The sequence below is a fragment of the Colwellia psychrerythraea 34H genome (genome assembly GCF_000012325.1).
GTDB lineage: Bacteria > Pseudomonadota > Gammaproteobacteria > Enterobacterales > Alteromonadaceae > Colwellia > Colwellia psychrerythraea_A.
In genome coordinates this window covers 2,118,186-2,143,445 of record NC_003910.7, presented here as the reverse complement: position 1 = coordinate 2,143,445, position 25,260 = coordinate 2,118,186, and the positions used below count along the sequence as shown (strand labels likewise).

Here is a 25,260-nt window from a genome sequence, read left to right as displayed (position 1 = left end):
TTTTAAGCAATTCTCAGGTCACTTAATTTTTTTTTCACTTTTAATGGCTTCGTCTCTTAGATGAGACACGGCATTGGCGTGTGCATCAAAACCTTCATACTTGGCGAATCTATATGTATGCGGTGCTAATTCTTCATAGCCTTCTCTTGTTAAGTATCCAATTGAACAGCTTTTCAAATAATCAAACACTGATAGTGGTGAGGCTGTTTTTGCTGCCATTGATGTTGGTAAAACAGCGTTAGGCCCTAAAGTATAATTGGCAATTGAAATAGGCGTGTTTTCGCCAAGCAAAATTTCACCTGCATTGATTATTTTTCCTAAGTGATCAAAAGGACTTTTACTCAATATCAACAAATGTTCAGCAGCATAATCATTACAAAAGTCTACCGCTTCTTCAAATGTTGAAGTAAGCACGATGCCGCCATTATCACCACTTAAAACAGTTGACGAAAAATCAACACGCAATCTATCCATATGTTGCCAATATTCATTTATCGCTACTTGAGCTTGCTCGGCTAGTTCTTTACTATTTGTTACCAAGAAGGCCGATGAATCAGGGCCATGCTCCGCTTCAACAAGTAAATCTAAAGCGGCTAATTTCGGATTGGCCGTATCGTCTGCTAATACAATAGCTTCACTAGGTCCTGCAGGAGTACCTGGGTGAATAATATCAGCGAGTAGTTTTTTGGCGGCAACGACAAATGGGCTACCTGGGCCAACAACTTTGTCACATTTAGGAACGGTATTTGTACCGTAAGCTACTGCGGCAATGCCTTGTGCACCACCACATTTAAATACTTTATCAATGCCTACTAGTTTAGCAACAACCAATGTAGCAGCATCTACTTTCCCATCAGTACCTGGAGGAGTAATTATAATTGCAGTCGGTACTCCGGCAACAATTGCAGGAACAGCAGTCATTATTGCAACACTTGGAAAAGATCCTTTACCTCTAGGGATATAGCATGCAACAGCATTAATAGGTGTAAAACGGTCGCCTGCGTAGCAGCCGGGTCTTATTTGTTTCATCCACATTTCTTCAGGCATTTGGGCTTCATGAAACTTTTTAATATTATCAATAGAATAGCTGAGAGTTTGAATAACTTCTTCATCAACTAGTGTGAATGCTTCGTCGAATTCAGCTTGTGTTACTTGAATTTGATCAGTGCTTACCTCTGCTTTATCGAACTTTTTAGCATACTCGGATAAAGCTTTGTCACCATTCAATTTTACATTTTCTATTATAGGCTTAACAATATCGATAAAGTTATCTAAGTTAGATTCTGTGCGTTGTAATAGTTTATTTCTTTGTTCCGCACTGAGATCTGATAGTCTGTGAATTTTTACTTTATGGGTCATGATAATACCTGTTTTATTAAAAGTATCCGTTTGAAACTTTTAAATAGTTATTTAATTACTTTACAAGGGTAATAATTTCTAAATATTTCACTTAAATGGTGTAAGTGTACTTTTTTACTTTATCAGTGAAGATAATTAAGCTGATTATGGCTATTAATAATTAATCCGAATAACTTGATTGAAGATTAGTTATTTGAGCTGCAGCTTTTTTAGATGTTTCGTTGAGTAACGTCCCATCATTTTGAAAATAGGTAATTAAGTCATCTTTCATCGACTTTGCCCAAAATAACTGAAGGTGATTAACTACCTTATAAACAGCTTGTTCTGAGGTTAAGTGTAAACCGATATTGTCAGAAATTTGGTTACACATTTTAATAACACTGGTTAATGTTGTTGTCATGATTTTATCTTCTTTATTATTTTATGTGTTAAGTTAATATTTAGTATAAGTAACTTGTCTTTGTGGGCTAGCAAAGCCAATTAAGTGCAAATTATGTTGCTGAGCCCATGTTATCGCTTTGCTTGTTGCGGCAGAAATACTGACTAAATGATTAAGACCTGAAGCAATAGTTTTATCAACCATTTCGTAGCTTGCTCGGCTTGATACTAGAATAAACCCTTGCTCATATTCACTATTTTCTAGATTTTTATTGGCCAAAGCTCCTAAAAGTTTATCTAGTGCATTATGACGCCCTACATCTTCTCTAATAGCGATAATATTTCCAGTATATTTTGAGCAATACGCAGCAGCATGTACTGAACCTGTTTTTTGATTTAATGTTTGCTGTTGACCAAATTGAGTTAGCGCACACTGAATTACCTTAAAACCTATTCTTTTACTTATAGTTAATTCTTTCCGATTTTTTATCGTTTGCTCAAGTGACTCTACCCCACATAATCCGCAGCCACTATTACCAAGTAAACTGCGACGTTTATGTTTAAGCGCCGAGAAAAGACGAGAACTAATGTTTAGTTCAACTTCTATTCCTTGTTCTGTGTACTTAATGTCATAATCTAATATATCTTTAGGTTTTTCGATAATACTTTCCGATAAGCTAAAACCAATAACAAAGTCGAATAAGTCACAAGGTGTGGCCATCATCACCGCATGTGAAATACCATTGTATATAATGGCAATGGCTTGCTCTTCAATGACCCAATCATTCTCTTTTACTATATTCAAACTGTCATCAGTTCTTATTTCTCGGGTAACCTCTTTTATACCAAGAAGCAGAGTTGTTTCTTGGGTTTTAATAAACCCTTGCATATCCACTAAACTCTTAGAGCTTAACACGAGCTTCATCCGATCTTTTTTTAGGTAGAAATTCGTTTTGTTTGATGGAAAATTCTTTATTTCGTAACTGCCAGTTTGAAGGAGAAGATACTTTTTCAACCTGCACCGCTGTTACCTTGTATTCAGGACAATTGGTCGCCCAATCTGAATTATCGGTAGTTACTACATTTGCACCACTTTCTGGATGGTGAAATGTTGTGTAAACAACACCCGGCTGCATACGCTCTGTAATTTTAGCTGTTAGTACTGTATTCCCAGCACGACTGCTAATACCTAAACTATCACCTCCTTGAATACCTCGTTCTTGGGCGTCGTGAGGATGAATTTCTAATTGATCTTTATCGTGCCACACCTGATTTTCAGTACGACGAGTTTGTGCACCAACATTATACTGAGATAAAATTCGACCGGTAGTTAGTAACAATGGAAACTTGCGGCTTGCCCGCTCATCAGTGGCAACATATTCAGTAAGCGCAAAGGTCGCTTTTCCAATAGGAAAATCATCAATATGCATTGTTGGTGTACCCAATGGATTACTATCATTGCAAGGCCACTGTATGCTACCCAACTCATCAAGCTTCTGGTAGCTGACACCTGAAAATGTCGGTGTTAGCTGAGCTATTTCATCCATTATTTCACTTGGATGCTGATAGTTCATTGGATAGCCTAATGCATTAGATAAAGCCATTGTTGCTTGCCAATCAGCTTTTTCTGCAAGTGGTGCCATCACCTTTCTGACACGATTAATGCGGCGTTCAGCATTAGTAAACGTACCGTCTTTCTCTAAAAATGATGAACCAGGTAGAAATACATGAGCAAATTTGGCTGTTTCATTTAAAAAGATATCTTGAACAATCAAACATTCTAATGATGTTAACGCAGCCTCAACATGATGGGTATTTGGATCTGATTGAGCAATATCTTCACCTTGACAATACATCCCTTTAAAGCTGCCATCAATGGCGGCATCAAACATATTTGGTATACGCAACCCTGGCTCATTATCAATATCTACTTGCCAGTGTTGTTCAAATTTAGATCTCAAAGCATCATTACTAACATGCTGGTAACCGGGTAATTCATGAGGGAAAGACCCCATATCACACGATCCTTGGACATTATTTTGGCCTCTGAGTGGATTAACGCCTACACCTTCTCGGCCAATATTTCCGGTCAATAGAGCTAAATTAGCAATCCCCATTACCATGCTTGAGCCTTGAGAGTGCTCAGTAACCCCTAAGCCATAATAAATGGCGCCGTTATCAACCTTGGCATACAAACGAGCCGCTTGACGTAATTGGTCAGCATCAACTCCAGTAATTGTTTCGGTGTTTTCAGGCGAGTGACGTACATCGCTAATAAAACTATACCATTGCTGATATGCTTGTGTTTCACATCGCTCTGCAATAAAGGCTTTATCTTCAAGTCCTTCATTGACAATAACATGGGCCATTGCATTAATGAACGCAACATTAGTACCTGGGCGTAAAGGTAAATGATGATCTAATTTGACGTGTGGGCTATTACCTAAATCAATTTTTCTTGGGTCGGCAATAATTAAATGAGCTCCTTGGCGTAAACGCTTTTTCAATAGTGAACCAAAAACAGGGTGAGCATCGGTTGGGTTAGCGCCAATAACAATGATAGTATCGGCTTCCATCACTGAGTCAAACGTTTGAGTGCCTGCAGACTCACCTAAAGTTGCCTTTAAGCCATAACCAGTAGGCGAATGACATACTCTGGCACATGTGTCAGTATTGTTATTACCAAAAGCCGCTCGAATAAGTTTCTGTACTAAGTAGGTTTCTTCATTGGTACAGCGTGAAGAAGTTATGCCGCCAATACTATCTTTACCGTGTTTTTTCTGTATCTCTTTGAGCCTTTTCGCGGCAAAACTAATGGCTTCATCCCAGCTGACTTCCTGCCAAGGTTGGTCTATAGAGTCTCGCACCATTGGACTAGTAATACGATCTTGATGGGTAGCATAACCAAAAGCAAAGCGTCCTTTAACACATGAATGACCATGGTTAGCTTGCCCATCTTTTGCTGGTACCATACGTATTACTTCTTCACCTTTCATATGCGCTTCGAATGAACAACCAACACCGCAGTATGCGCATGTGGTTGTAACACTATGTTCAGGCTGACCTTGGTCAATAACACTTTTTTCCATTAGTGTTGAAGTCGGGCATGCTTGAACACAAGCGCCACAAGAGACACAGTCAGAACTTAAAAAGTCATTATCAAGACCGGTAGAGACCTTAGAATCGAAACCGCGACCATCAATGGTTAGTGCAAAGGTACCTTGTACTTCTTCACAGGCACGGACACATCGTGAACAAACAATACATTTACTCGGTTCAAAGGTGAAATAGGGATTAGACGTGTCTTTAGCAACATCAAGGTGATTCTCGCCGTCAAAACCATAGCGCACTTCTCTTAAACCTACTGCACCGGCCATATCTTGCAGTTCACAATCGCCATTACTCGGGCAGGTTAAGCAATCAAGTGGATGATCGGAAATATATAGCTCCATAATATTTTTACGTAAACGGGCTATTTTTTTATTTTGGGTACTGACCTGCATATCGTGCTCTACTGGCGTAGTACAGGAGGCTGGCATACCTCGGCGACCTTCAATTTCTACAGCACATAAACGACAAGAACCAAATGACTCTAAGTTATCTGAGGCACATAATTTGGGAATGGTAATATTAAGCATTGCTGCAGCGCGTAGCACAGAAGTGCCTTTAGGTACTGAAATTTCCTGGCCATCAATAGTTAACGTGACTTGCACATCGGAGTATACCTCGGGTGTACCAAAATCGATTATATTTTGGCTGCGAGTTGACTGATTCTGTGCAGCCTTTGGATCATAAATATCAACCATTGTTATTGCTCCTTACCCATCGTTTTGTTAACTTCCGCAACTGTAGCGTCAGTGATGAAGTCATCGCTAAAATGCTGCATAACGCTACGAACAGGAATGGGTGTCATGCCTCCCATAGCACATAGGGAGCCATCAACCATGGTATCGCATAAATCTACTAATAATTCGTTGAGTGCTTCGATTGGTTCATCGTGTTCATGAGCTGTTATCATTTTATCAATAACTTCAACGCCTCTTGTTGACCCTATACGGCACGGAGTACACTTTCCGCAAGATTCCACACCACAAAATTCCATAGCAAAACGTGCTTGTTCAGTCATACTGACACTGTCATCAAAGACAACGATACCGCCATGGCCTAATACAGCACCAATTGATGAAAAGGCTTCATAATCGAGAGGAGTCTGCCATTGATATTTGGGCAAGTAAGCACCTAAGGGACCACCAACTTGAATGGCTTTCATTGTTTCACCAGTATAGGTTCCAGCACCAAAATCATTAACAAGATCGGCCAAGGTGGTACCAAAGGCAAGTTCGACTAAGCCGCCTTGTTTGATATTACCCGCTAACTGAAAAGGTAGGGTTCCGCGCGATCTGCCAACACCATAATCCTGATAGTATTGCGCTCCTTTGGCTAGAATCGTTGGTACTGTAGCTAAACTGATAACATTATTCACAGTAGTTGGTTGACCAAATAAACCTGTAATAGCAGGCAAAGGAGGTTTTGCTCTTACTAAACCACGTTTTCCTTCAAGGCTTTCCAGTAAAGAGGTTTCTTCACCACAAATATAAGCACCTGCTCCTATTCTAACTTCTAAGTCAAATTGATGTTGAGTACCTTGAATAGCGTCACCTAAGTAATTATCTTGATAAGCATTAGCGATGGCTTGTTCAAGTATTTTCTGTGCTTGCGGGTATTCTGAACGAAGATATATATATCCTTGCGTTGCACCTACTGCTATTCCGGCAATGATCATGCCTTCGATTAAACTAAAAGGATCGGCTTCCATTATTAGGCGGTCAGAATAAGTTCCTGAATCACCTTCATCGGCATTACAAACGATGTACTTTTTTTGGTCTGAAGAAGTTACTTTAGCATCAAGTACTGTTTGCCATTTTATGCCTGTTGGAAATGCGGCTCCGCCTCGACCACGTAATCCAGATATCTTCATTTCATCGACAATACCCTGAGCACTAAGTTTAAGAGCGTTAGATAAGCCAATAAATCCTTGATGTTTGATATAATCTTCTATGCTAAGCGGGTCAATAATACCCGCACGTTGAAAGGTTAACCGTTGTTGTTTAGCTAAATAGGGAATATTCTCTGTGAAGCCTAAATAAAGTGGATGTGTTGACTCACCATTTAGCATACCTTGAGCAAGTAATGATTCAATATCGTCTATTGATACGGGTCCATAAGCAACACGCCCTTGCTCTGTTTCTACTTCTAGCAAGGGTTCCAAATAAAACATGCCACGAGAGCCATTACGAATAAGGTTTATAGTTTGCTCATTTACTGAAGTTTGAAATTCAAGCGCCTTGGCTACATCGTCGGCTCCCATAGATAGTGCGGTCGTATCCATAGGTAAATATAGGGTAGTGGTCATGCTAAAGCTCCTCACCTAATGATATTTTATAAAGTGAGAGTTGCTCGCTTAACTTGGCAAATTTTTCACTATTCATACGGCCATAAACGTTATCAGCCACTTTAATCGAAGGAGAGCAAGCACAGTTGCCTAAACAGTACACAGGTTCTAGCGTAAAATTTTTATCGACGGTGGTTTGGCCAAAGTCTACTGCTAACTGGCTTTTTATAGCCTTTTCTAGTGCTTTTGAGCCCATTGCCTGACACGCTTCACCACGACAAATTTCAATAATATGCCGACCGGGCTTGTTTAACTGGAAATGAGCATAGAAAGTTATCACACCATAAATTTCAGCTTCAGTTTGCTGTAAACCTTGAGCAACTATAGCGATAGCTTTTTTAGGAATATAATCAAAGTGATGTTGAATATCATGCAAGATTGGTAATAAAGCACCAGGTAGCCCCACTTTTTTCTCAACTATTTCTGAAATAATTTGTTCAATAGATTTAACTTTTGAATTAGCGATCATTTTTCTATTCTCATTTTATAAAAACATAATAAATTGGTTGATATTCATAAGGTTGATACACCTTTCAAGTGTGCTGAAGTTGAGGGGTATTTAGCAAGTCGTTATTTTTAGCACCGTTCTTATTAGTTATTATCAACATTAAAATTTTTGATGCAAAACTCTAAAAAAGCCTCACACCTTTTTGGGAGTTTTATCCCTGAAACTTTAGAGATAACTACCGAAAGGGGCTTGGCATAATCAGCCAATGGAACACTAATTAATTCAGAGCCGTCGAAACAAGTGGTTGATTTTACTTTTGCGTTCATTAAAGCGTAACCTTCGCCATTAGCAACTAGACTACGAAGCATTTCTATACTCTTAGTGCGATGTTTAATAAAAGGATGTTTGTCATATTGCTCAAATAATGATTGAAAATATTTACTTGAATTGGGTAGATCTAATAAAATCAAAGGTTCATCTTGTAACGTCATTAAATTAATTTTTTTTCTTTTAGCCAACGGATGCTTAATTGATAACAAGACATGTGGGCTGATTTTAGCTAGCTCAGTTGATTCAATTTGACCATTATTATTTAAGTCATACATCAAGGCCATTTCAATTTTACCCGAAATAAGTGCCTCATTTATCTCTTCAATATTCCCTTCAAATAATTTGAAGTTAATATCAGGATAGAGTGTAGTAAATCCTTGAATTAACTTAGGGGCATAAATAGGGCCTAAACTTGCGTAGCAGCCAACATTTATCGTGCCTGAAATTAAGGTACTATGCTGAGTCATTTGAGCATTAATTTCTTCAGCATGGGATAACAAGTTACGACAATGAGATACCATCTCTTCACCTGCAGGCGTTAAAGAGACACCTTTAGCATGATGTCTAATTAAAAGTTGGGTATTTAACGTTTCTTCAAGTTGAGAAATTGCATTTGATATCGCAGGTTGCGATATAAATAGATTCTCACTTGCTTCTGTGACGTTGCCAGAATCGGCTACGGCAACAAAGTACCTGAGTTGCTTTAAGGTGTAATTAGTCATGTTTTAAAATCTACCAGTAAATAAAATTTATGTCCATCACTGATAGCATAGCTTATTGTTATGCAATAGAACAAATTAAGTTCTGAAGTGATAAAACACAACAGCATAACTTTTACTTATCTAATCCTGTAAAAAATACTATTTTACAAATGCAATTAAAAAAGACATAAATAAAGGGTAATTTCAATTCAACTACCATTAGGTATATAACAATTTTAACAGGTGAAGCCATGAAAGACTTTTCTAAATACAACACTAAAGAGTTATGGAATAACGATCTTAAGCATAATATGCACCCATTTACTGATTTTTCTTCTTTTAAAAAAGAAGGTTCGCTAATAATGGCGGAATCTGAAGGTGCTTATGTTTTTGATACTGATGGCCGTAAATATCTTGATGGTATTGCAGGTTTATGGTGCGTAAACATTGGTTATGGCAATGAAGAAATGGGCCAAGCGATGTTAGATCAAACTCGTCGTATTCCTTATTATTCTTCTTTTGGTCATTTAACAACACCGCCTGCTGTTGAATTATCAACAAAGCTGGCTAGTTTAGCACCAAAATCATTAAGCCATGTTTTTTATGGTACTGGCGGCTCAATGTCAAATGACACTGCAGTACGTATGGTCCACTTTTACTTTAATCGCATTGGTAAACCAAACAAGAAACAAATTATTACCAGAACAGATGGTTATCACGGTAGTACATATTTGTCGATGACCTTAACAGGTGTTGAATACGATCATATTGGCTTTGATTTAGCACCAGATCTTGTACATCGAGTTTCTGCACCGAATGTTTATCGTCGCCCAGCAGGCATGACAGTACCAGAGTACTGTGACTTCCTTGTTAACGAAGTAGAGCAAAAGATATTAAGCATTGGGCCTGAAAATGTCGCCATGTTTGTCGCTGAGCCAATTGCTGGAGCAGGTGGTGTTCTAGTTCCACCAGAAGGTTACCATCAACGAGTTGCCGCTGTATGCAAGAAATATGGTGTATTCATCTTATCAGATGAAGTCGTTACAGCGTTTGGTCGTTTAGGTGAAATGTTCTCTTCTGAAAAAATATTTGGTTTTACCCCTGATATTATAACGTGTGCTAAAGGACTGACTTCAGGCTATATCCCACTATCAGCAAATATGATCTCAGACGAAATTTATGACGTTATTAGTGTGCCTCAGGCTGAGGGCGCAAGCTTTACTCATGGTTTTACTTATTCAGGACATCCAGTAAGTTGTGCTGTAGGTCTTAAAAATATTGAAATTATGGAGCGCATGGACTTATGTGGCCATGTACGTGAAGTAGGTAAATACTTTGAGAACCAGCTAATTGAAAAACTTTCTAACTTACCATTGGTCGGTGATGTGCGTGGTAGTCACTTTATGATGTGTATTGAAAGTGTTGCCAATAAAGAGACTAAAGAGCTATTAGACCCGAACATTGCTATTGGTAATCGTATTGCAGATAAGTGTCAAGCAGTTGGCTTACTTGTTCGTCCATTAGCGCATAAAAATATTCTATCGCCACCATTAACGCTTTCTGTTGCTGAAGTTGACTTCATTGTTAGTACACTTCACAAAGCAATTATTGATGTACAAGATGATCTGGTTAAAGAAGGTTTATGGCACGGGTAGGTTTGTTTACTGTACTTAATGAACAGTAATTGGAGAATTATGGTGACAGAACTGGCATATGTAAAACCTGTTCTGCGCCTCAATGTTAGGATTAGCTCATGGAAAACTTAAATTCAGCCTATTGGCAAAAATTATCGCAAAATATTAAATTTCGTAACCAGGCCTTTATCAATGGTACTTTTACTGATAGCACGTCAAATGAAAGCTATCAAGTAATTAATCCAGCGACAGAGGAAGTACTTGCATCTGTCACAGCTTGCAATTCACAAGATGTAGATAGTGCGGTAGCTTGCGCAAGAGAAACTTTTGAATCAGGTGTTTGGGCTGATAAATCACCTTCAGAGCGTAAAGCGGTTATCTTAAAATTAGCGCAACTCATCCAAGATAATAAAGAAGAACTTGCTCTGCTTGAAACATTAGATATGGGCAAACCAGTGATGGATGCGCTTAATATCGATATCGGTGGCGCATCGGCTATTCTAGCTTGGTATGGTGAAGCAGCAGATAAAATTAATGATGAAATAGCACCAACAGGTCCAGGCTCACTTGCCACGATTACAAAAGAAGCAATAGGTGTTGTTGCTGCTATTGTTCCATGGAACTTTCCTCTTGATTTAGCTATTTGGAAGTTAGGACCTGCACTTGCTGCGGGTAATAGCGTCATCGTAAAACCAGCAGAACAGTCACCACACTCTGTACTGCGTTTAGCTGAACTTGCTATTGAAGCAGGTGTACCTGCAGGCGTGTTTAATGTAGTAACGGGTCACGGCGCAGTTGTAGGTAAAGCCTTAGGTTTACATGAAGATATTGATGTTCTTACTTTTACTGGCTCAACAGGAATAGGTAAACTATTTTTACAGTACAGCGCACAATCAAACATGAAAAGCGTTTGGTTAGAAACTGGCGGTAAAAGCCCTAACCTTGTTTTTGCTGATTGCGAAGATTTAGACAAAGCTGCTGATGGCGCAGCCATGGGGATTTTCTTTAACCAAGGTGAAGTTTGTTCTGCTAATTCTAGATTGTTAGTTGAAAGCTCAATTAAAGATGTCTTTGTAGAAAAAATGATAACCCGTGCCAAGCAAGTTATTATGGGTCATCCGCTTAATACTAATACCACTATGGGTCCTATTGTTAGTGATTTACAAGCGAGCCGAATCTTCTCAAAAATTGAAAAAGCTCAGCAAGAAGGTGCAACATTAGTTACTGGTGGTAAACGAGTAACAATTGATGGATCGTCTTTATATATTGAACCAACTATTTTTGATAACGTCGATAACAGCATGTCAATTGCACAAGATGAAGTTTTTGGTCCTGTACTGTCAGTGATCAGCTTCGATACCGAAGCTGAAGCTATAGCTATTGCCAATGATACACCATATGGTTTGGCAGCTTCCATTTGGACGGATAATTTGAGCCGAGCTCATCGAGTTGCCCGCAAGATTAAAGCCGGTACTATTTCAGTAAATACTGTAGATGCTTTAAGCCCAATGACACCTTTTGGTGGCTACAAACAATCGGGTATTGGACGAGATTTATCAATTCATGCCTTTGATAAATATACAGAAACTAAAACCACTTGGATAAAATTTTCTGAATAATAGTTATTTTACTAAAAGTAAATGAGTAATTTGAATAATAGCAATCGGTAACTTAAACGAACGATAGGTTTTCAAACTTTATCAGCGGTTGCTATTAGTTGAGAGAGCTCACAAGGTGTACTGATTATTATGCTGCCAAGAGCTGTATTTATATTCAGAATCACTATAGATGTTACCTATCTATTAGCAATTATTTTTAATGAAACCGAATTTTTTGAATAAATAAGCCCTTCGTCATGCATTAGACATTGGTTGCTAAGTTAGTTTCCATCACTTATACCTCGTGTTTGACGGCGGAGTATTCATTTTATTTGTAAACGTCATTTTGTAAGGAATTGATTGATGTCTAAGAAACAGGTTACTAAAGCTCAAACTATAACTGCGCCAAAAGAACGAATAGAAAAAGATTTACTAGGTGAAAGAAGTTTGCCTGTTGATGTCTATTATGGTGTACAAACATTACGGGCAACGGAAAACTTTAATATTACCTCTATTTGTGTAGGTGACTTTCCCGCCCTAGTTAAAGCCTTAGCTATGGTAAAAAAGGCCTGCGCTTTGGCTAATAAAAAATTAAACTTACTTGAAAATAACAAAGCAGAAGCTATAACACAGGCCTGTGACGAAGTTATCAGTGGTAAATTTGATAATCAATTTGTGGTCGATATGATCCAAGGAGGAGCTGGTACTTCAACCAACATGAACGCCAATGAAGTTATAGCAAATAGAGCATTAGAAATTCTTGGCCATGAAAAGGGCTGTTACGACATAATTAGTCCAAATAACCATGTTAATTTGTCACAATCTACCAATGATGTTTATCCAACAGCCTTACGTTTGGCATTAATTATGTCGACACCTGAGCTTTACGAGTCTATAGCTTTATTGGGTTATCAGTGCAAGCAAAAAGCCGTAGAATTTTCCAGTGTGATTAAAATGGGTCGAACGCAATTACAAGATGCCGTACCTATGACTTTGGGCCAAGAGTTTGAAGCATACTACGCCACACTGAAAGAAGATTTGGATATGTTAAAGGCGGTTACTGATAACTTTAGAGAAATCAATTTAGGCGCTACAGCGATAGGTACAGGAATTAATACTGACCCTGAATATTCAAGCTTAGTTATTGAAGAGTTATGCTGGATTGCCGACATACATTTCATTAGAGCAACCAACTTAATTGAAGCCACAAGTGATATGGGGGCATTTATTACCCTATCAAGTATGCTAAAAAGAACTGCCATAAAAGTTTCAAAAATGTGTAATGATCTACGTTTAATGAGCAGCGGTCCTAGAGCTGGCTTGAATGAGATTAACCTGCCAGCTATGCAACCAGGCTCATCAATCATGCCAGGCAAGGTAAACCCTGTTATCCCTGAAGTAGTAAATCAAGTCGCTTATGAAGTTATAGGCAATGACTTGGCTATAACTATGGCAGCAGAAGCCGGTCAACTGCAGTTAAACGTTATGGAGCCTGTAATTGCTTTTAATCTATTAAGATCCATCAAATTCTTAACCAACGCTTTTAATGCTCTTGCCACTCGCTGTATTTCAGGTATCACTGCTAACGAAGAGCATTGTAAATCAATGGTTTATAACAGTATTGGTATTGTTACCGCTATCAATCCTTATTTGGGTTATGAAGTATCGACCCGTATTGCAAAAGAGGCATTAGCAACAGGGGAGAATATTATCAATTTGATTAAACGAGATGGTTTATTAACTGAGAAGCAACTTGCTGATATTCTTAACCCTGAAAATATGACTCAGCCTAGACGACAATTTTCTTCCGATAAAAAATAGTAATATGATGATCTTGGTATACTTATAAATGGTTGTAATCTACTAGGGGAAGTAGGAGTAATTCTAATTAAAGCTATTCTAATATGAATAGAGCTCTAGTAATGGTGTATTAGAGTAACCAACCTGATACCTACCTAAGAACGACATTTTACTAAACCATCAGCATCTCAAACTCACTCAATGACAACTTAATATGTGGCTTTATTTTTTAGACAATAAGCCACTATTCATGAAATAACATTCAGCATAAAGCTTACTTCACTACGATGTCGACTATGCTCCACTTGTGAAACGTTTTTAGTTGATCATTTATCGAGAAAAGGTACCTAACTGATTGTTAAAAATACAAATAAACTTGTAAAACTGACCTGAGCCAAGTGCATAGTCATAGATAAATATAATAAAAATAACGATTGAATTTTTTCTGAATATTCATTTCAAACAATATACAAACACATTTGGGATCTACCATGACAAATTTTCGACAACGAGCGCTTGATTACCATGCTTTACCTACTCCGGGTAAAATTAGTGTTGCATTAACCACAGCTGCTGAAACGAGTGATGATCTGTCACTAGCTTATAGCCCAGGTGTTGCTGAACCAGTAAGAGAAATAGCCGCTAACCCTGATGATGTCTATAAGTACACTGCAAAAGGGAATACTGTTGCCGTTATCACTAACGGTACTGCTATTTTAGGTTTAGGTAATTTAGGCCCTATGGCATCTAAGCCCGTAATGGAAGGTAAGTCATTATTATTTAAACGCTTTGCAAATATCGACTCGTTTGATATTGAAGTAAAACACAAAACCGTTGAAGAGTTTGTAAATACAGTTTCGAATATTGCCGATAGTTTTGGAGGTATAAATCTTGAAGACATTAAAGCCCCAGAGTGTTTTGCTATTGAGAAAGCCCTAATTGAACGTTGTAAAATCCCTGTATTTCATGATGATCAACATGGTACTGCCATTGTTACCGCTGCGGCTATGATCAACGCATTAGATATTCAAGGCAAAGATATTAAATTGGCTAAAATTGTTTGTTTAGGGGCCGGTGCTGCTGCAATTGCCTGTATGGAACTATTGATCAAATGTGGTGCTCAGCGTGAAAAAATCTATATGCTTGATACTAAAGGCATAGTACATACTCGTCGTGATGACTTAAATGAATATAAAAAACTTTTTGCAAATAATACTGACAAGCGTACTTTAGATGACGCCATTGAAGGCGCTGATGTGTTTGTTGGTGTGTCTGGTCCTAATTTGTTGAGTCAAGAACAAGTTAAATTAATGGCGCCGAACCCAATTATTTTTGCTTGTTCAAATCCAGATCCTGAAATTAAACCTGAATTGGCGTTAGCCGCCCGTGCTGATGCAATTATCGCTACAGGTCGGTCTGATTATCCTAACCAAGTTAATAATGTGCTTTGTTTTCCTTTTATCTTCCGTGGTGCTTTAGATGTTCGTGCCCGTACTATCAACGATGAAATGAAAGTTGCAGCTGTACATGCTATTAGAGCAATAGCCAAAGAAGAAGTACCAAATGAAGTGTTAATTGCATCAGGTGAAACTGAGTTAACTTTTGGTCGAGACTATATTATTCCCAAGCCAATGGATTCGCGTTTATTGCCTGCTGTTGCTTTAGCCGTAGCAAAGGCGGCGGTAGATTCTGGTGTTGCAGCGCTCCCCTTCCCTGATAATTACATGCAGTAATAATAACCTTGGCAAAACATAAGTAGACTGGAGAGTAGTAGTTGTTAAATAAAACAATCTCTAATGAATTATTTGAAAGCGCTGTGCGACCTTTATATTTATTGGGTAAGATGGCTACTCACACATTCGTGAGAGCTTAATAACAGATTGCACAATAATACTCTCCCATCACTGTTACCTAATGTATTTCAAGTAAATTCGCCTGAGCGCAAATACATAAATTATCGATAAATTTTTTCATATAAAAAAAGGAATAGTCATCATGCTGTTAAGTAAAAGACATTCAATTCAAAAAAAAGTCACTGTATTATTTATTAGTATTGTTTTGCTATGTACTTTTGGCTTTGCAGTGCTGACCTCTCACACATTATCAGCTTTATCTGATGAGCAAATATCGTCAACTAAAAAATTAATACAAAGCTCTGTTCTTAAATCCATGAATGACGCAGGAAATTTATCCAGTGAACGTATCAGCAAACTGCTCAAACAAAGCTTTGCACCCGTGCTAGTTTTAGCTGAAACCTTATCTAAAACAGCTCAACCAAGTACACCTTTCAACAGAGATGTAGTAAGTAATTTAAATCGTTATACCTTAGAAGCAACGCCGACTATTAGTTCGATTTACACTCACTTTGAAATTGATGGTTATGATGGACTTGATAGCACTTTTGTTAATTTTGGACAACACTCAACACCAACAGGGAGCTTAGAAGTCTATTGGATAAAAGAGAATGGGCAAGCAAGCTTTTACTCGACAGATAATTCAGCAGATAAATATAACAGTGAAAAAGACGACAATGGTATTCGTAAATCAGAGTATTACTTATGCAGTAAAGATTCACTAAAACCTTGTGCGCTTGACCCTTATATGTATGAGATAGAGCCTGGACGGGAAGAGTTAATGACGACACTATCTGCACCAATCATTGTATCAAACCAATTTAGGGGGTTAGTCGGTGTTGATATTAATTTACCTGTCGTACAAAAATGGATTATAGAACAAGCAAAATCGTTATTTGAAGGCAATGTATCTATCAGTTTATTCAGTCAAAAAAATATGATTATTGCTTCAAGCCTTTACCCTGATAAATTGTCTAAAAAAGCTAGTGATGCTAATTCAGAACTTTCAGCGATATTAAGAGCTCCCAAGAACTCAATTATCTCTGGCTCTGACTGGCATGTTAAAGTGCCTGTTTTTATTAGTGAAGCAAATGTGACATGGACTCTTCTTATTTCTGTTCCTGAAAAAATAGCATTAGCCTCAGTGTTAGAAATGACAGAGAAAGCGAATGAGTCCTATAATAAAGCACTCACTGAGCTTCTATTCTTTTCACTCTTGTTCTTATTATGCGCATTATTTTTTGCTATCTGGCTTGCGAGATCAATAACCTCACCTATCAAATTACTTTCTTTTTCGATTCAAGAGTTGGCAGAGCGTGAAGGCGATCTGACCCAAAATGTAACGGTTGAAAGTCATGAAGAATTAATACTCTTGGCAGCTGGGTTCAATAATTTTATCAAAAAGTTAGCTGAAATGATTAGCTCATCTAAAAAGTTCTCCAATGAATTAGTCGATAAGTTTGGTGAGCTAGAAAACATTGCTCATGAAGTTGAAAGTGACACGCAAGAGCAACAACTTAATTTAGATAGTATTGCTACTGCGATGACTGAAATGGCCACCACGTCAGGTGAAGTTGCAAAGCTTGCTGTAGAAACAGCAAATGGTGGAAAGCATGCCAACTCACTTCTACAAGAAACTCAGAATATTTTAGAAGCTAGTGTTCAGAATGTTCAGGAGCTTGAACAAAACATCTCATTAACGAGTAAGCAAATGTCACAAGTTGCCGCTCACAGTTCAGATATAACAGGTATTGTTGAAACAATTAGATCTATTGCTGATCAAACCAATCTACTCGCATTAAATGCAGCGATAGAGGCAGCAAGAGCAGGAGAACAAGGCAGAGGCTTCGCTGTTGTTGCCGATGAGGTTAGAAATTTAGCCGCACGAACTCAAACATCGACTCAGGATATCAGTAATTTAATTGGAAACTTACAGTCGGATGTCGATAAAGCCGTTGAAACACTCGATGCAAACAAGGAATCGATTACCAGTACTGTTGATAAAACAAGTCTTAGCTTTGAACAACTTTCCCAAACATTGGAAAGTATAAAGCTCATGAGTGAAAGTACAGAACAAGTAGCAACAGCGGCCGAAGAGCAAAGCCAAGTTGCTGAGGATATAAACATTCGATTAGTTTCTGTATCTGATAGTAGTACAGGATTGGCTGAATTAGGACAACGATTACAAGAAAATAGTGCTTACTCTAAAGGAGTAGTTGAACGGATAGAATTAGAGCTAAATCGACTAAAATGCTAAAACCTCTTCCTCTATTATATTCACTTAAGAATAAATATTAAGGCTAACATGAGCTAGGTAAGTTTGCTTTCAAAGCTTGTACATTGAAGTATAGATATTTTGTATTTTTCAAAAGAATTTTTTAAAGTGTCTAATAATTTCACCACGCACATAGCCTGTGAAAAATCAGATATATCAAATAAAACAGAAATATAAATAGAATGGAGAGTCGTGCGTTGTTAACTAAATTAATATCTAATGAATTATCTGAAAGTGATGTACTACCTTCATCTTTATTGAGCAAAATAGCTACTCATCCATTACGTGAAAAGCTTTATAACGAATTGCACAATAGGCCTTTTCCGTCAATATCTTCCCCTGCTCAACTTACGCATATAGCAATTCAACACCAAGGGAAATTAAAGCAAGAAGAGCATGAATTTATTTCACTGTTATGTAATAAATTTCAAGTAAATTCTCCAGCGAAATCAATGCCGTGTTTTTATCAAGATTTTGGTTTATTTAGCCTTCGTTGGGAGCGTCATTTGGAGTATTCCACTTATACTTTTATTCACCAAGCTCCGTTAACGGATCAACCTTTCATTAAAAATGCTATCGATTATGTTCCCAGTAATTGGCTCGAAAAAATGCCAGGTCAAGTAATAGCTGCTGTGCATTTGATTATTGAACCTGAAAATATTGATCAAGAGATAACACACAAAGTTGAAAAATATTTTGACAATATGTCTTTGATAGCGAGCGCTCCCGTAAATTCACAGGCGAAAGTGTGGAGCTCATTTAAATTACATAACGACGGTTTTGGTCGTTTTCTGATATACCAACAAGACTTATCAGCTGCGCAGCTAGGTCGCTTAACACAACAATTATTACAGCTTGATACATACCGGTTGATGGCAACACTTGGTTTACCACTAGCTCGAGTTATTAATAGTGAACTTAATCAATTAGATTTACAACTGCAACAAGTTACCACCTATATAGCTTTGGGTACTGATAAAAGCGATAGGGAGCTACTTACACAAGTATCTAAAATAGCAGCGAAAGTGGAAGACTATCGTAGTCAAAGTACTTACCGCTTCTCTGCTACTAATGCTTATTACGATGTAGCATTACAACGGATGGAAGAGCTAAAAGAAGAAGAAATACCGGGATATATAACCTTGCAAGAATTTTTAATGCGTAGGATTACACCTGCAGTTAAAACCTGCCAAACGGCTTCGAACCACTTAGAAGATATTTCTAGAAGAGTCACCCGCGCTAGTGAGTTATTGCGCACACGCGTTGATATGGTATTACAAGAGCAAAATCAAACCTTATTAAAGTCAATGAACCACCGTGCACATGTGCAAATGCGACTGCAACAAACGGTTGAAGGCTTATCAGTTGCCGCGATAAGTTATTACGGCATGCAATTATTTGAAACCATGTTAACGTCTTTACCAACACTAGGTATTGACTATAACCATGAACTAGTGAGTGGCTTTGCGGTACCTATTGTTATTGGTATTGTTTTTGTTGTCACACGCTTAGTGCATAAGCGCTTAATGAAGGATTTAAAGTAATTCAGATATTAATGACGATACAGATTAGTAAAAATCACTGTAAGCCTTATGTTGAAATTCAAGGTGGCTTGGAACTTTGCCGTATTTTTTATCATTGTTAAAGTGAACTTTCAAAAGGAGTAGTTTTATTGCTATAAAAAAGGGTAAACCAGTTGGCCTACCCTTTTAGTTGTTACTTACTTATGTTCTTATTAACGTTGTGAAGCGTCTTGATAAGCAGAGTATGTACGTTGCGTGCTAATATGCCCAGCGATATGCTTAGCATCGTGCCAAACACCCCAGATGAAAGCAGAACCACGACGTGACAACCATGCTTGACCGACGAAATAAACACCCGGTTCAGTTGAAACACCACGTTGATGTGCTGGCTTACCATTTTCATCAAATGCATCAACATTTAACCAGCTGTAATCTAAGGCAAAGCCCGTTGCCCAAACAATTGAAGTAATTCCTTCTTTAGCTAAATCAAGCTCAAGAATTGGATTAGTCATACACTCAGGATCTGATAACACGTCTCTTGCGGTTGGTTCTTCTGGAAGATCTAAACCATTACGCTCGATGTAGGCATCAGCCGAATCAAGGAAATCCATGTAGTTTTTATTGCCGCGTTCAACATTAGTATTAAGATCTTTTTGGAATGTCACTTTGCCATTATTGAATTCTTTGGTCATACCAAGTAGCGTGATCCCTTGATGTGCAAGTGCACGAAAATCAACTGTACCGTTACCACCATGAGCCCCCGTTACCGCGATAGTAACATGCTCTGTTCCTGGTTCTAGAGACTCACGATCCCACTCACCTAAGACACCTAACCACCAACAGAAGTCGCGATTACGGTATGAACGTGGTGGACGATCATGTGGCCCAGTTGATAAGAATACTTTTCGACCTGAGCGCTGAAGTTCATCAGCAATCTGTACACCTGACGAGCCAGCACCTACAACTAATACTGCACCGTCTTCTAACTGCTCAGGGTTACGATAGTCTGCAGAATGGATCTGGGTAATTTTTTCGTTTTTAGCGATAGGTGGAATAACAGGTACTTGGAAAGGTCCTGTTGCAGAAACAACGCGCTTAGCTTCTATAGTGCCTTGAGAAGTTTCAATGATAAAGCCTTGACCGTTAGTATTACGCTCTACATTTTTAACCTCTATACCAGTACGGATAGGGGCATCAAACTTTTTGGCGTAATCAACAAGATAATCCGCAATTTTTTCTTTCGGTACAAAAGAGTCTGGATCATGTTCTTCAAACTCCAAACCTGGAAAACGATCGTGCCAAGCTGGACCATTAGCTACTAATGAATCCCAACGACCTGTGCGCCACTGCTCAGCAATACGGTTACGCTCTAGTACAAGATGTGGTACATCCTGCTTGCTTAAATGTTCACTCATCGCCACACCGGCCTGACCAGCACCTATAACAAGCGTATCTATTTTTTCAATTGTCATTTTTTTTCCTTATTATTTCTTTATCAGGGGCTGATGGTTAAGCCAAAATGTTTTCCACATTGAGTGGACTGTTGAGCCAGATGTCAATTGGGAGTAACACTAAATGACTTATTAGGTTACTTTAGTATTTTCACATCGTTACATTCACACCTTTATCCACCTAACAGTATTACGCTCGGTAAGAGGGCCAAAATGTCCTGTCTGGCTTGCAATCTTCCGCCTGACTTATCAAGTTTTTTAAAGGTTTTCTATCGCCCTTTTCAGATTGCCAATGAAGCATATTAATAAAAACTGTATTGGTAAAATATTATAAACTTAATGATTAAATAAAAAAAACTTATCCAATATCGACATTAATAAAATATTTAAAATCATCAACTTTTCAGATTGGTAGTCAAAAACGTCACAATAAAATAGCTATATATAAAGGTCTTTTAGCATGGATTTGTATAGATAAAATTTATCTTATCAATACATTTTAAAAATTTTATTTATTTTTAAATAGCTATAAAATATCGATATGACATAAAAATTCAATTTAATTATTAAAAAGCAGTCACAAGGTTAAACGGGAACACAAACATGATTAGAACTGGTGAAGAGTACCGTGAATCGATTAAAGATGGCCGTGAAGTTTATATCGAAGGTGATAAGGTTAAAGATGTTGCTACTCATCCTGCTTTTAAACCAATTATAGATGTTAGATCGAAAATTTATGACATGCAGCATAGCGCTTCAACAAAAGATGTGATGACCTATAAAGCAGATAATAGCGAAGAGTGTGCAATAGCTTTAAAGTTACCTCGCAGCCAACAAGACTGGTGGAATAAGAAAAATGCCACTGAAGTGATGATGAATGAAATTGGTGGTGTTGTTACCCGTGTGGGTGATGAAACTGCTGGCGAAATGTGGTCATTGTATGATGCGCAAACTGCTTTAAATGAAGTAAACCCTGAGTTTGCAGATAACATCAAAAATCATATCGATAATATTGTCATCAATGACCCTTTCCACGTAACTGCTAATACAGACCCAAAGGGTGATCGTTCTAAACCCCCACAAGCACAAGATCCAGACATGTTATTACATGTGGTGCGAGAAACTGACCGAGGTATTGTTGTTCGAGGGGCTAAATTTGAAACGGCTGCAGCTTATGCAAACCAAGCTTTTACCAAGCCCACAATAGCTAACTGGACAGCCGATACAAAATTTTCAGATTATGCCGTAGGCTTTATTTGCGATTTAGGCTCTGCAGGTATCAAAATTATTTGCCGAGATGGTTTTGCCGGTAAAAATCCTTTGGATTATCCAATTGCAACAAAATTTGATGAAGTTGAAGCGTTAGTTGTTTTTAATGATGTTGAAATCCCATGGGAAAACGTCCTGTTTTATCGTAATACTAAAGCAGCAATGTTTATCCGCTCAACTCTACACCGCTATTCAGCTTTTGCTTATATACAACGTAACTTGAAAGTCGCTGAATTATTAATAGGTGCATCAATACTTAATGTTCAACAAACGGGTACAGACAATCAACCTGCAGTACAAGAACGTTTAGCCAAATTGGCCTGTTATAGAGAGGGTATTGACGCCCATTTGATATCGTCAATAGCGATGGCTGAAGAAAGCCCAGGAGGCTTAACCATGCCAAACCAATCCTTGCTTTATGCTGGTCGAGTTTTTGCTTGTTCTCAACTTTATGAAATGGTCAATATTGCCCGTGAATTAGGTGGTGGACAGGTATGTTTAACTCCAAGTTTTGACACATTTAATCATAAAGAAATTAAGCCATGGCTAGATAAATTTTATAGTCTAAATGATCAATGGTCTGCTGAAGATCGACGTAAATTACTCGCCTATTCTCGTGATTTATGTAATTCCGATTACGCTGGTCATCGCTTAACGTTTCAAGAATTCGCTCAATCACCGCGTTTTGCCCATTTAGCATCGGTATATCATCATTTTGATTTTGACGGGCCTATAGATCTTGTGCGTCAAGCGGCTGGCTTAAGTGAATCACTTCAATCAAACAAACTAAAGAAAACAAATATAGCTGGCGGACATGGGGCTTTTTTAGGTACCACTGCCGATAACTTAAAGAGGAAAATATAATGGTTACACATGAAAGAATCCGTATGTTTAATACTAAAGAGACATACCCAAATCAAACTTTAGATAATGATCTTTGTCAGGCAGTTAAAGCCGGAAATACTATCTATGTTCGTGGTCAAATCGGAACAGATTTTAATGGTAATTTAGTTGGACTCGGTGACCCGGGAGAACAAGCTAAACAAGCAATGAAAAATGTTAAACAGTTACTTGAAGAAGCTGGTTCAGAGCTAAGTCATGTCGTTAAAACCACTACTTATATTACTGACCCACGTTATCGTGAGCCAGTTTACCAAGAAGTAGGAAAATGGTTTAAAGGTGTTTATCCTATTTCAACAGGCTTGGTTATTTCAGGCTTGGCTCAACCTGAGTGGTTGATGGAAATTGACGTTATTGCTGTTATTCCTGAATAATCAACATAACTAAATATTCACTTAATTTTATGGAGATAATGTCATGACATTTTCACTAATTGCCGTTTGTCCAACCACTAAACGTGTTGGTACAGTGGTCACGTCTTCGAGTATTTGCGTTGCCAGTAGATGTTCATTTGTAGCTGCAGGCGTAGGCGCAGCACAAAGTCAAAACATTACCGATCCTGATCTAGGCCCACAGATGTTAACAATGGCTCAGTCCGGCTTGAGTCCTAAAGAATTGATGGCTAAAATTGTTGCTGACACGCCAAATATTCAATGGCGTCAATTGGGTTTAGTTAACCTTGATGGTAAAACAGCGGTATTCACTGGTGATGAGTCACTGGGAATACATGCTACTGCTGAAGGTATTAACTGTGCCGCCATGGGTAATATGCTTCAAAGCACAGCAATACCACAAGCGATGGTATCTGCTTTTGAACAGACTCAAGGTGAATTTGCTGAGCGGTTACTTGCCGCACTTGAAGCGGGTTTAGCTGCTGGCGGTGAAGCCGGGCCTATACATTCAGCAGGCATGAAAGTAGCGGACAAAGCAAACTGGCCAGTAATTGACTTACGCGTTGATTGGGAAGATAAACCTGACCAAGCAATTAGCAAACTACGTGATACATGGAATGTGTATCATCCACAGATGCAAGCTTATATTACCCGTGCTGTGGATCCTGCTGAATCTGAATCTTATGGTGTTCCTGGAGATCCTTAATGAATATTACTCAACTTCAAACGCCAAAAAGTTTGGCGTTAATAGAAAAATTAATTAGTTTTGATACTACCAGTTATAAATCAAACTTAGACTTGATTGAGTATATACAAAATTATTTAAGTGAATACGGTATCAGCTCACAGTTAGCTTTTAATGAAGAAAAAACCAAAGCTAACCTATACGCAACTATCGGCCCACAAGATAAATCAGGGGTAATGCTGTCAGGTCATACTGATGTTGTACCTGTGACTGGCCAAGCATGGGATACCGACCCTTTTTGCGTAACGCACAAAGACGGTATGTTATTTGGCCGCGGTACATGTGATATGAAAGGCTTTATTGCAATTGTTTTAAGTTATTTGCCTGAAATGATTGCAGCAAAACTTGAAACCCCAGTACATTTAGCGTTTTCTTATGATGAAGAAATTGGCTGTGTAGGTGCTAGGCGTTTAGTAGAGATGATGTCAGGCATGCCAATTAAACCAGCGATGTGTATTGTTGGCGAGCCTACGAGCTTGCAAGTCGTTAATGCACATAAAGGTAAATTAGCACAACGTATAACAGTTAGTGGCTTAGAGGCACACTCTAGTTTGCCGCACTTAGGTGTTAATGCCATTGATTTTGCCGCAGATCTAATACTTTTCATTCGAGAGTTAGCACGTGAGTTAGCAGAAAATGGACCTTTTGAAGAAGGCTTTGATGTAACTTACACTACGTTGCATACCGGAAAAGTCGAAGGTGGCGTGGCGTTAAATATTGTTCCTAAACATTGCCAGTTTGATTTTGAAATACGTAATATTCCGGGACAAGACCCTCAACCTTTACTAGATAAAGTAATGGCTTATGCTAAAGACGTACTTGAGCCAAAAATGAAAGCAGTTGATGCTAACTGTAGCATTGAAATGTCACCGCTTTCTGGTTATCCCGGTATGTTTACTGAAGAAGAGAAAGAAGTCGTTGAGTTTGTGCAAACGCTAACGGAAGTTAAAGGCTTGAAAAAGATAACCTTTGGTACTGAAGGCGGATTATTTACCAATGCTCTACATATACCAACAGTGGTATGTGGCCCTGGCAGCATTGAGCAAGCACATAAACCTAATGAATTTATTGAGGTAGCACAGGTACTCGCTATGGAAAGTTTTATGGATAAACTGATCACAGCATTATCGCCATCATAATAATAATAAGTGT

General features: G+C 38.2%; 18 protein-coding genes and 1 pseudogene. 10 read left to right on the top strand and 9 right to left on the bottom strand.

The features are described from left to right. Positions 1 to 18 precede the first annotated feature (18 nt). From hisD to CPS_RS09130, 7 genes are all read right to left on the bottom strand, one after another. Complete coding sequence (gene hisD, locus CPS_RS09160) at positions 19 to 1,359, bottom strand: histidinol dehydrogenase (RefSeq protein WP_011042883.1); 1,341 nt, start codon at positions 1,357 to 1,359, stop codon at positions 19 to 21. 160 nt (positions 1,360 to 1,519) lie between these two features. Next, complete coding sequence (locus CPS_RS09155; protein WP_011042882.1) at positions 1,520 to 1,759, bottom strand: formate dehydrogenase subunit delta; 240 nt, start codon at positions 1,757 to 1,759, stop codon at positions 1,520 to 1,522. Positions 1,760 to 1,792: 33 nt separating this feature from the next. Further along, on the bottom strand, positions 1,793 to 2,653 hold the full coding sequence (fdhD, locus tag CPS_RS09150) for a formate dehydrogenase accessory sulfurtransferase FdhD (protein ID WP_202944306.1): 861 nt from the start codon (positions 2,651 to 2,653) through the stop codon (positions 1,793 to 1,795). Further along, entirely contained in the window at positions 2,640 to 5,543 is a 2,904-nt protein-coding gene (gene fdhF / locus CPS_RS09145; RefSeq protein ID WP_011042880.1) for a formate dehydrogenase subunit alpha, read from the bottom strand. Before fdhF ends, fdhD begins: the two co-directional genes overlap by 14 nt. A gap of 2 nt (positions 5,544 to 5,545) precedes the next feature. After that, positions 5,546 to 7,150: a formate dehydrogenase beta subunit gene (locus CPS_RS09140; RefSeq protein ID WP_011042879.1), complete on the bottom strand. Its 1,605-nt coding sequence runs from the start codon at positions 7,148 to 7,150 to the stop codon at positions 5,546 to 5,548. A 1-nt stretch (position 7,151) separates the two neighbouring features. Next, a complete protein-coding gene (locus CPS_RS09135; RefSeq protein WP_011042878.1) occupies positions 7,152 to 7,658 on the bottom strand; it encodes a formate dehydrogenase subunit gamma in 507 nt (168 codons plus the stop codon). A gap of 122 nt (positions 7,659 to 7,780) precedes the next feature. Beyond that, entirely contained in the window at positions 7,781 to 8,689 is a 909-nt protein-coding gene (locus CPS_RS09130) for a LysR family transcriptional regulator (RefSeq protein WP_011042877.1), read from the bottom strand. A 230-nt stretch (positions 8,690 to 8,919) separates the two neighbouring features. On the opposite strand from CPS_RS09130, the gene CPS_RS09125 reads away from it, so the two are divergent. The 3 genes from CPS_RS09125 to aspA all read left to right on the top strand — a co-directional run bounded on the left by CPS_RS09125 (position 8,920) and on the right by aspA (position 13,721). Next, positions 8,920 to 10,323: an aminotransferase gene (locus CPS_RS09125; protein ID WP_011042876.1), complete on the top strand. Its 1,404-nt coding sequence runs from the start codon at positions 8,920 to 8,922 to the stop codon at positions 10,321 to 10,323. A 98-nt stretch (positions 10,324 to 10,421) separates the two neighbouring features. Next, positions 10,422 to 11,921, top strand: coding sequence for an aldehyde dehydrogenase (locus tag CPS_RS09120; RefSeq protein WP_011042875.1), 1,500 nt, complete (start codon positions 10,422 to 10,424; stop codon positions 11,919 to 11,921). Positions 11,922 to 12,263: 342 nt separating this feature from the next. Then, a complete protein-coding gene (gene aspA, locus CPS_RS09115) occupies positions 12,264 to 13,721 on the top strand; it encodes an aspartate ammonia-lyase (protein WP_011042874.1) in 1,458 nt (485 codons plus the stop codon). Positions 13,722 to 13,872: 151 nt separating this feature from the next. Here the strand turns inward: aspA and CPS_RS24075 are convergent. Further along, positions 13,873 to 14,055: pseudogene (locus CPS_RS24075) on the bottom strand (IS982 family transposase); the annotation flags it as partial. A 136-nt stretch (positions 14,056 to 14,191) separates the two neighbouring features. On the opposite strand from CPS_RS24075, the gene CPS_RS09110 reads away from it, so the two are divergent. The 3 genes from CPS_RS09110 to CPS_RS09100 all read left to right on the top strand — a co-directional run bounded on the left by CPS_RS09110 (position 14,192) and on the right by CPS_RS09100 (position 19,372). Continuing rightward, entirely contained in the window at positions 14,192 to 15,433 is a 1,242-nt protein-coding gene (locus tag CPS_RS09110; protein WP_011042873.1) for a malic enzyme-like NAD(P)-binding protein, read from the top strand. A 262-nt stretch (positions 15,434 to 15,695) separates the two neighbouring features. Continuing rightward, positions 15,696 to 17,810 carry a methyl-accepting chemotaxis protein gene (locus CPS_RS09105; RefSeq protein WP_011042872.1) on the top strand — a complete coding sequence of 705 codons (2,115 nt, stop codon included), beginning with the start codon at positions 15,696 to 15,698 and terminating at the stop codon, positions 17,808 to 17,810. 215 nt (positions 17,811 to 18,025) lie between these two features. Beyond that, positions 18,026 to 19,372 carry a DUF3422 family protein gene (locus CPS_RS09100; RefSeq protein WP_138140264.1) on the top strand — a complete coding sequence of 449 codons (1,347 nt, stop codon included), beginning with the start codon at positions 18,026 to 18,028 and terminating at the stop codon, positions 19,370 to 19,372. A 191-nt stretch (positions 19,373 to 19,563) separates the two neighbouring features. On the opposite strand, the gene CPS_RS09095 is transcribed toward CPS_RS09100, so the two are convergent. Continuing rightward, positions 19,564 to 20,823 carry a flavin-containing monooxygenase gene (locus CPS_RS09095; RefSeq protein ID WP_011042870.1) on the bottom strand — a complete coding sequence of 420 codons (1,260 nt, stop codon included), beginning with the start codon at positions 20,821 to 20,823 and terminating at the stop codon, positions 19,564 to 19,566. 582 nt (positions 20,824 to 21,405) lie between these two features. Here CPS_RS09095 and CPS_RS09090 point away from each other — a divergent pair. From CPS_RS09090 to argE, 4 genes are read left to right on the top strand one after another with little or no spacing between them, the layout of a single operon-like run. Beyond that, positions 21,406 to 22,935 (top strand): 4-hydroxyphenylacetate 3-hydroxylase family protein, encoded by a 1,530-nt coding sequence (locus CPS_RS09090; protein ID WP_011042869.1) that lies wholly within the window; start codon positions 21,406 to 21,408, stop codon positions 22,933 to 22,935. Next, on the top strand, positions 22,935 to 23,345 hold the full coding sequence (locus tag CPS_RS09085) for a RidA family protein (protein WP_011042868.1): 411 nt from the start codon (positions 22,935 to 22,937) through the stop codon (positions 23,343 to 23,345). Before CPS_RS09090 ends, CPS_RS09085 begins: the two co-directional genes overlap by 1 nt. A 43-nt stretch (positions 23,346 to 23,388) precedes the next feature. After that, on the top strand, positions 23,389 to 24,069 hold the full coding sequence (locus tag CPS_RS09080; RefSeq protein WP_011042867.1) for a DUF1028 domain-containing protein: 681 nt from the start codon (positions 23,389 to 23,391) through the stop codon (positions 24,067 to 24,069). Beyond that, positions 24,069 to 25,247 (top strand): acetylornithine deacetylase, encoded by a 1,179-nt coding sequence (gene argE, locus CPS_RS09075; protein WP_011042866.1) that lies wholly within the window; start codon positions 24,069 to 24,071, stop codon positions 25,245 to 25,247. The genes CPS_RS09080 and argE overlap by 1 nt, the downstream gene beginning before the upstream one ends. Positions 25,248 to 25,260: the final 13 nt, after the last annotated feature.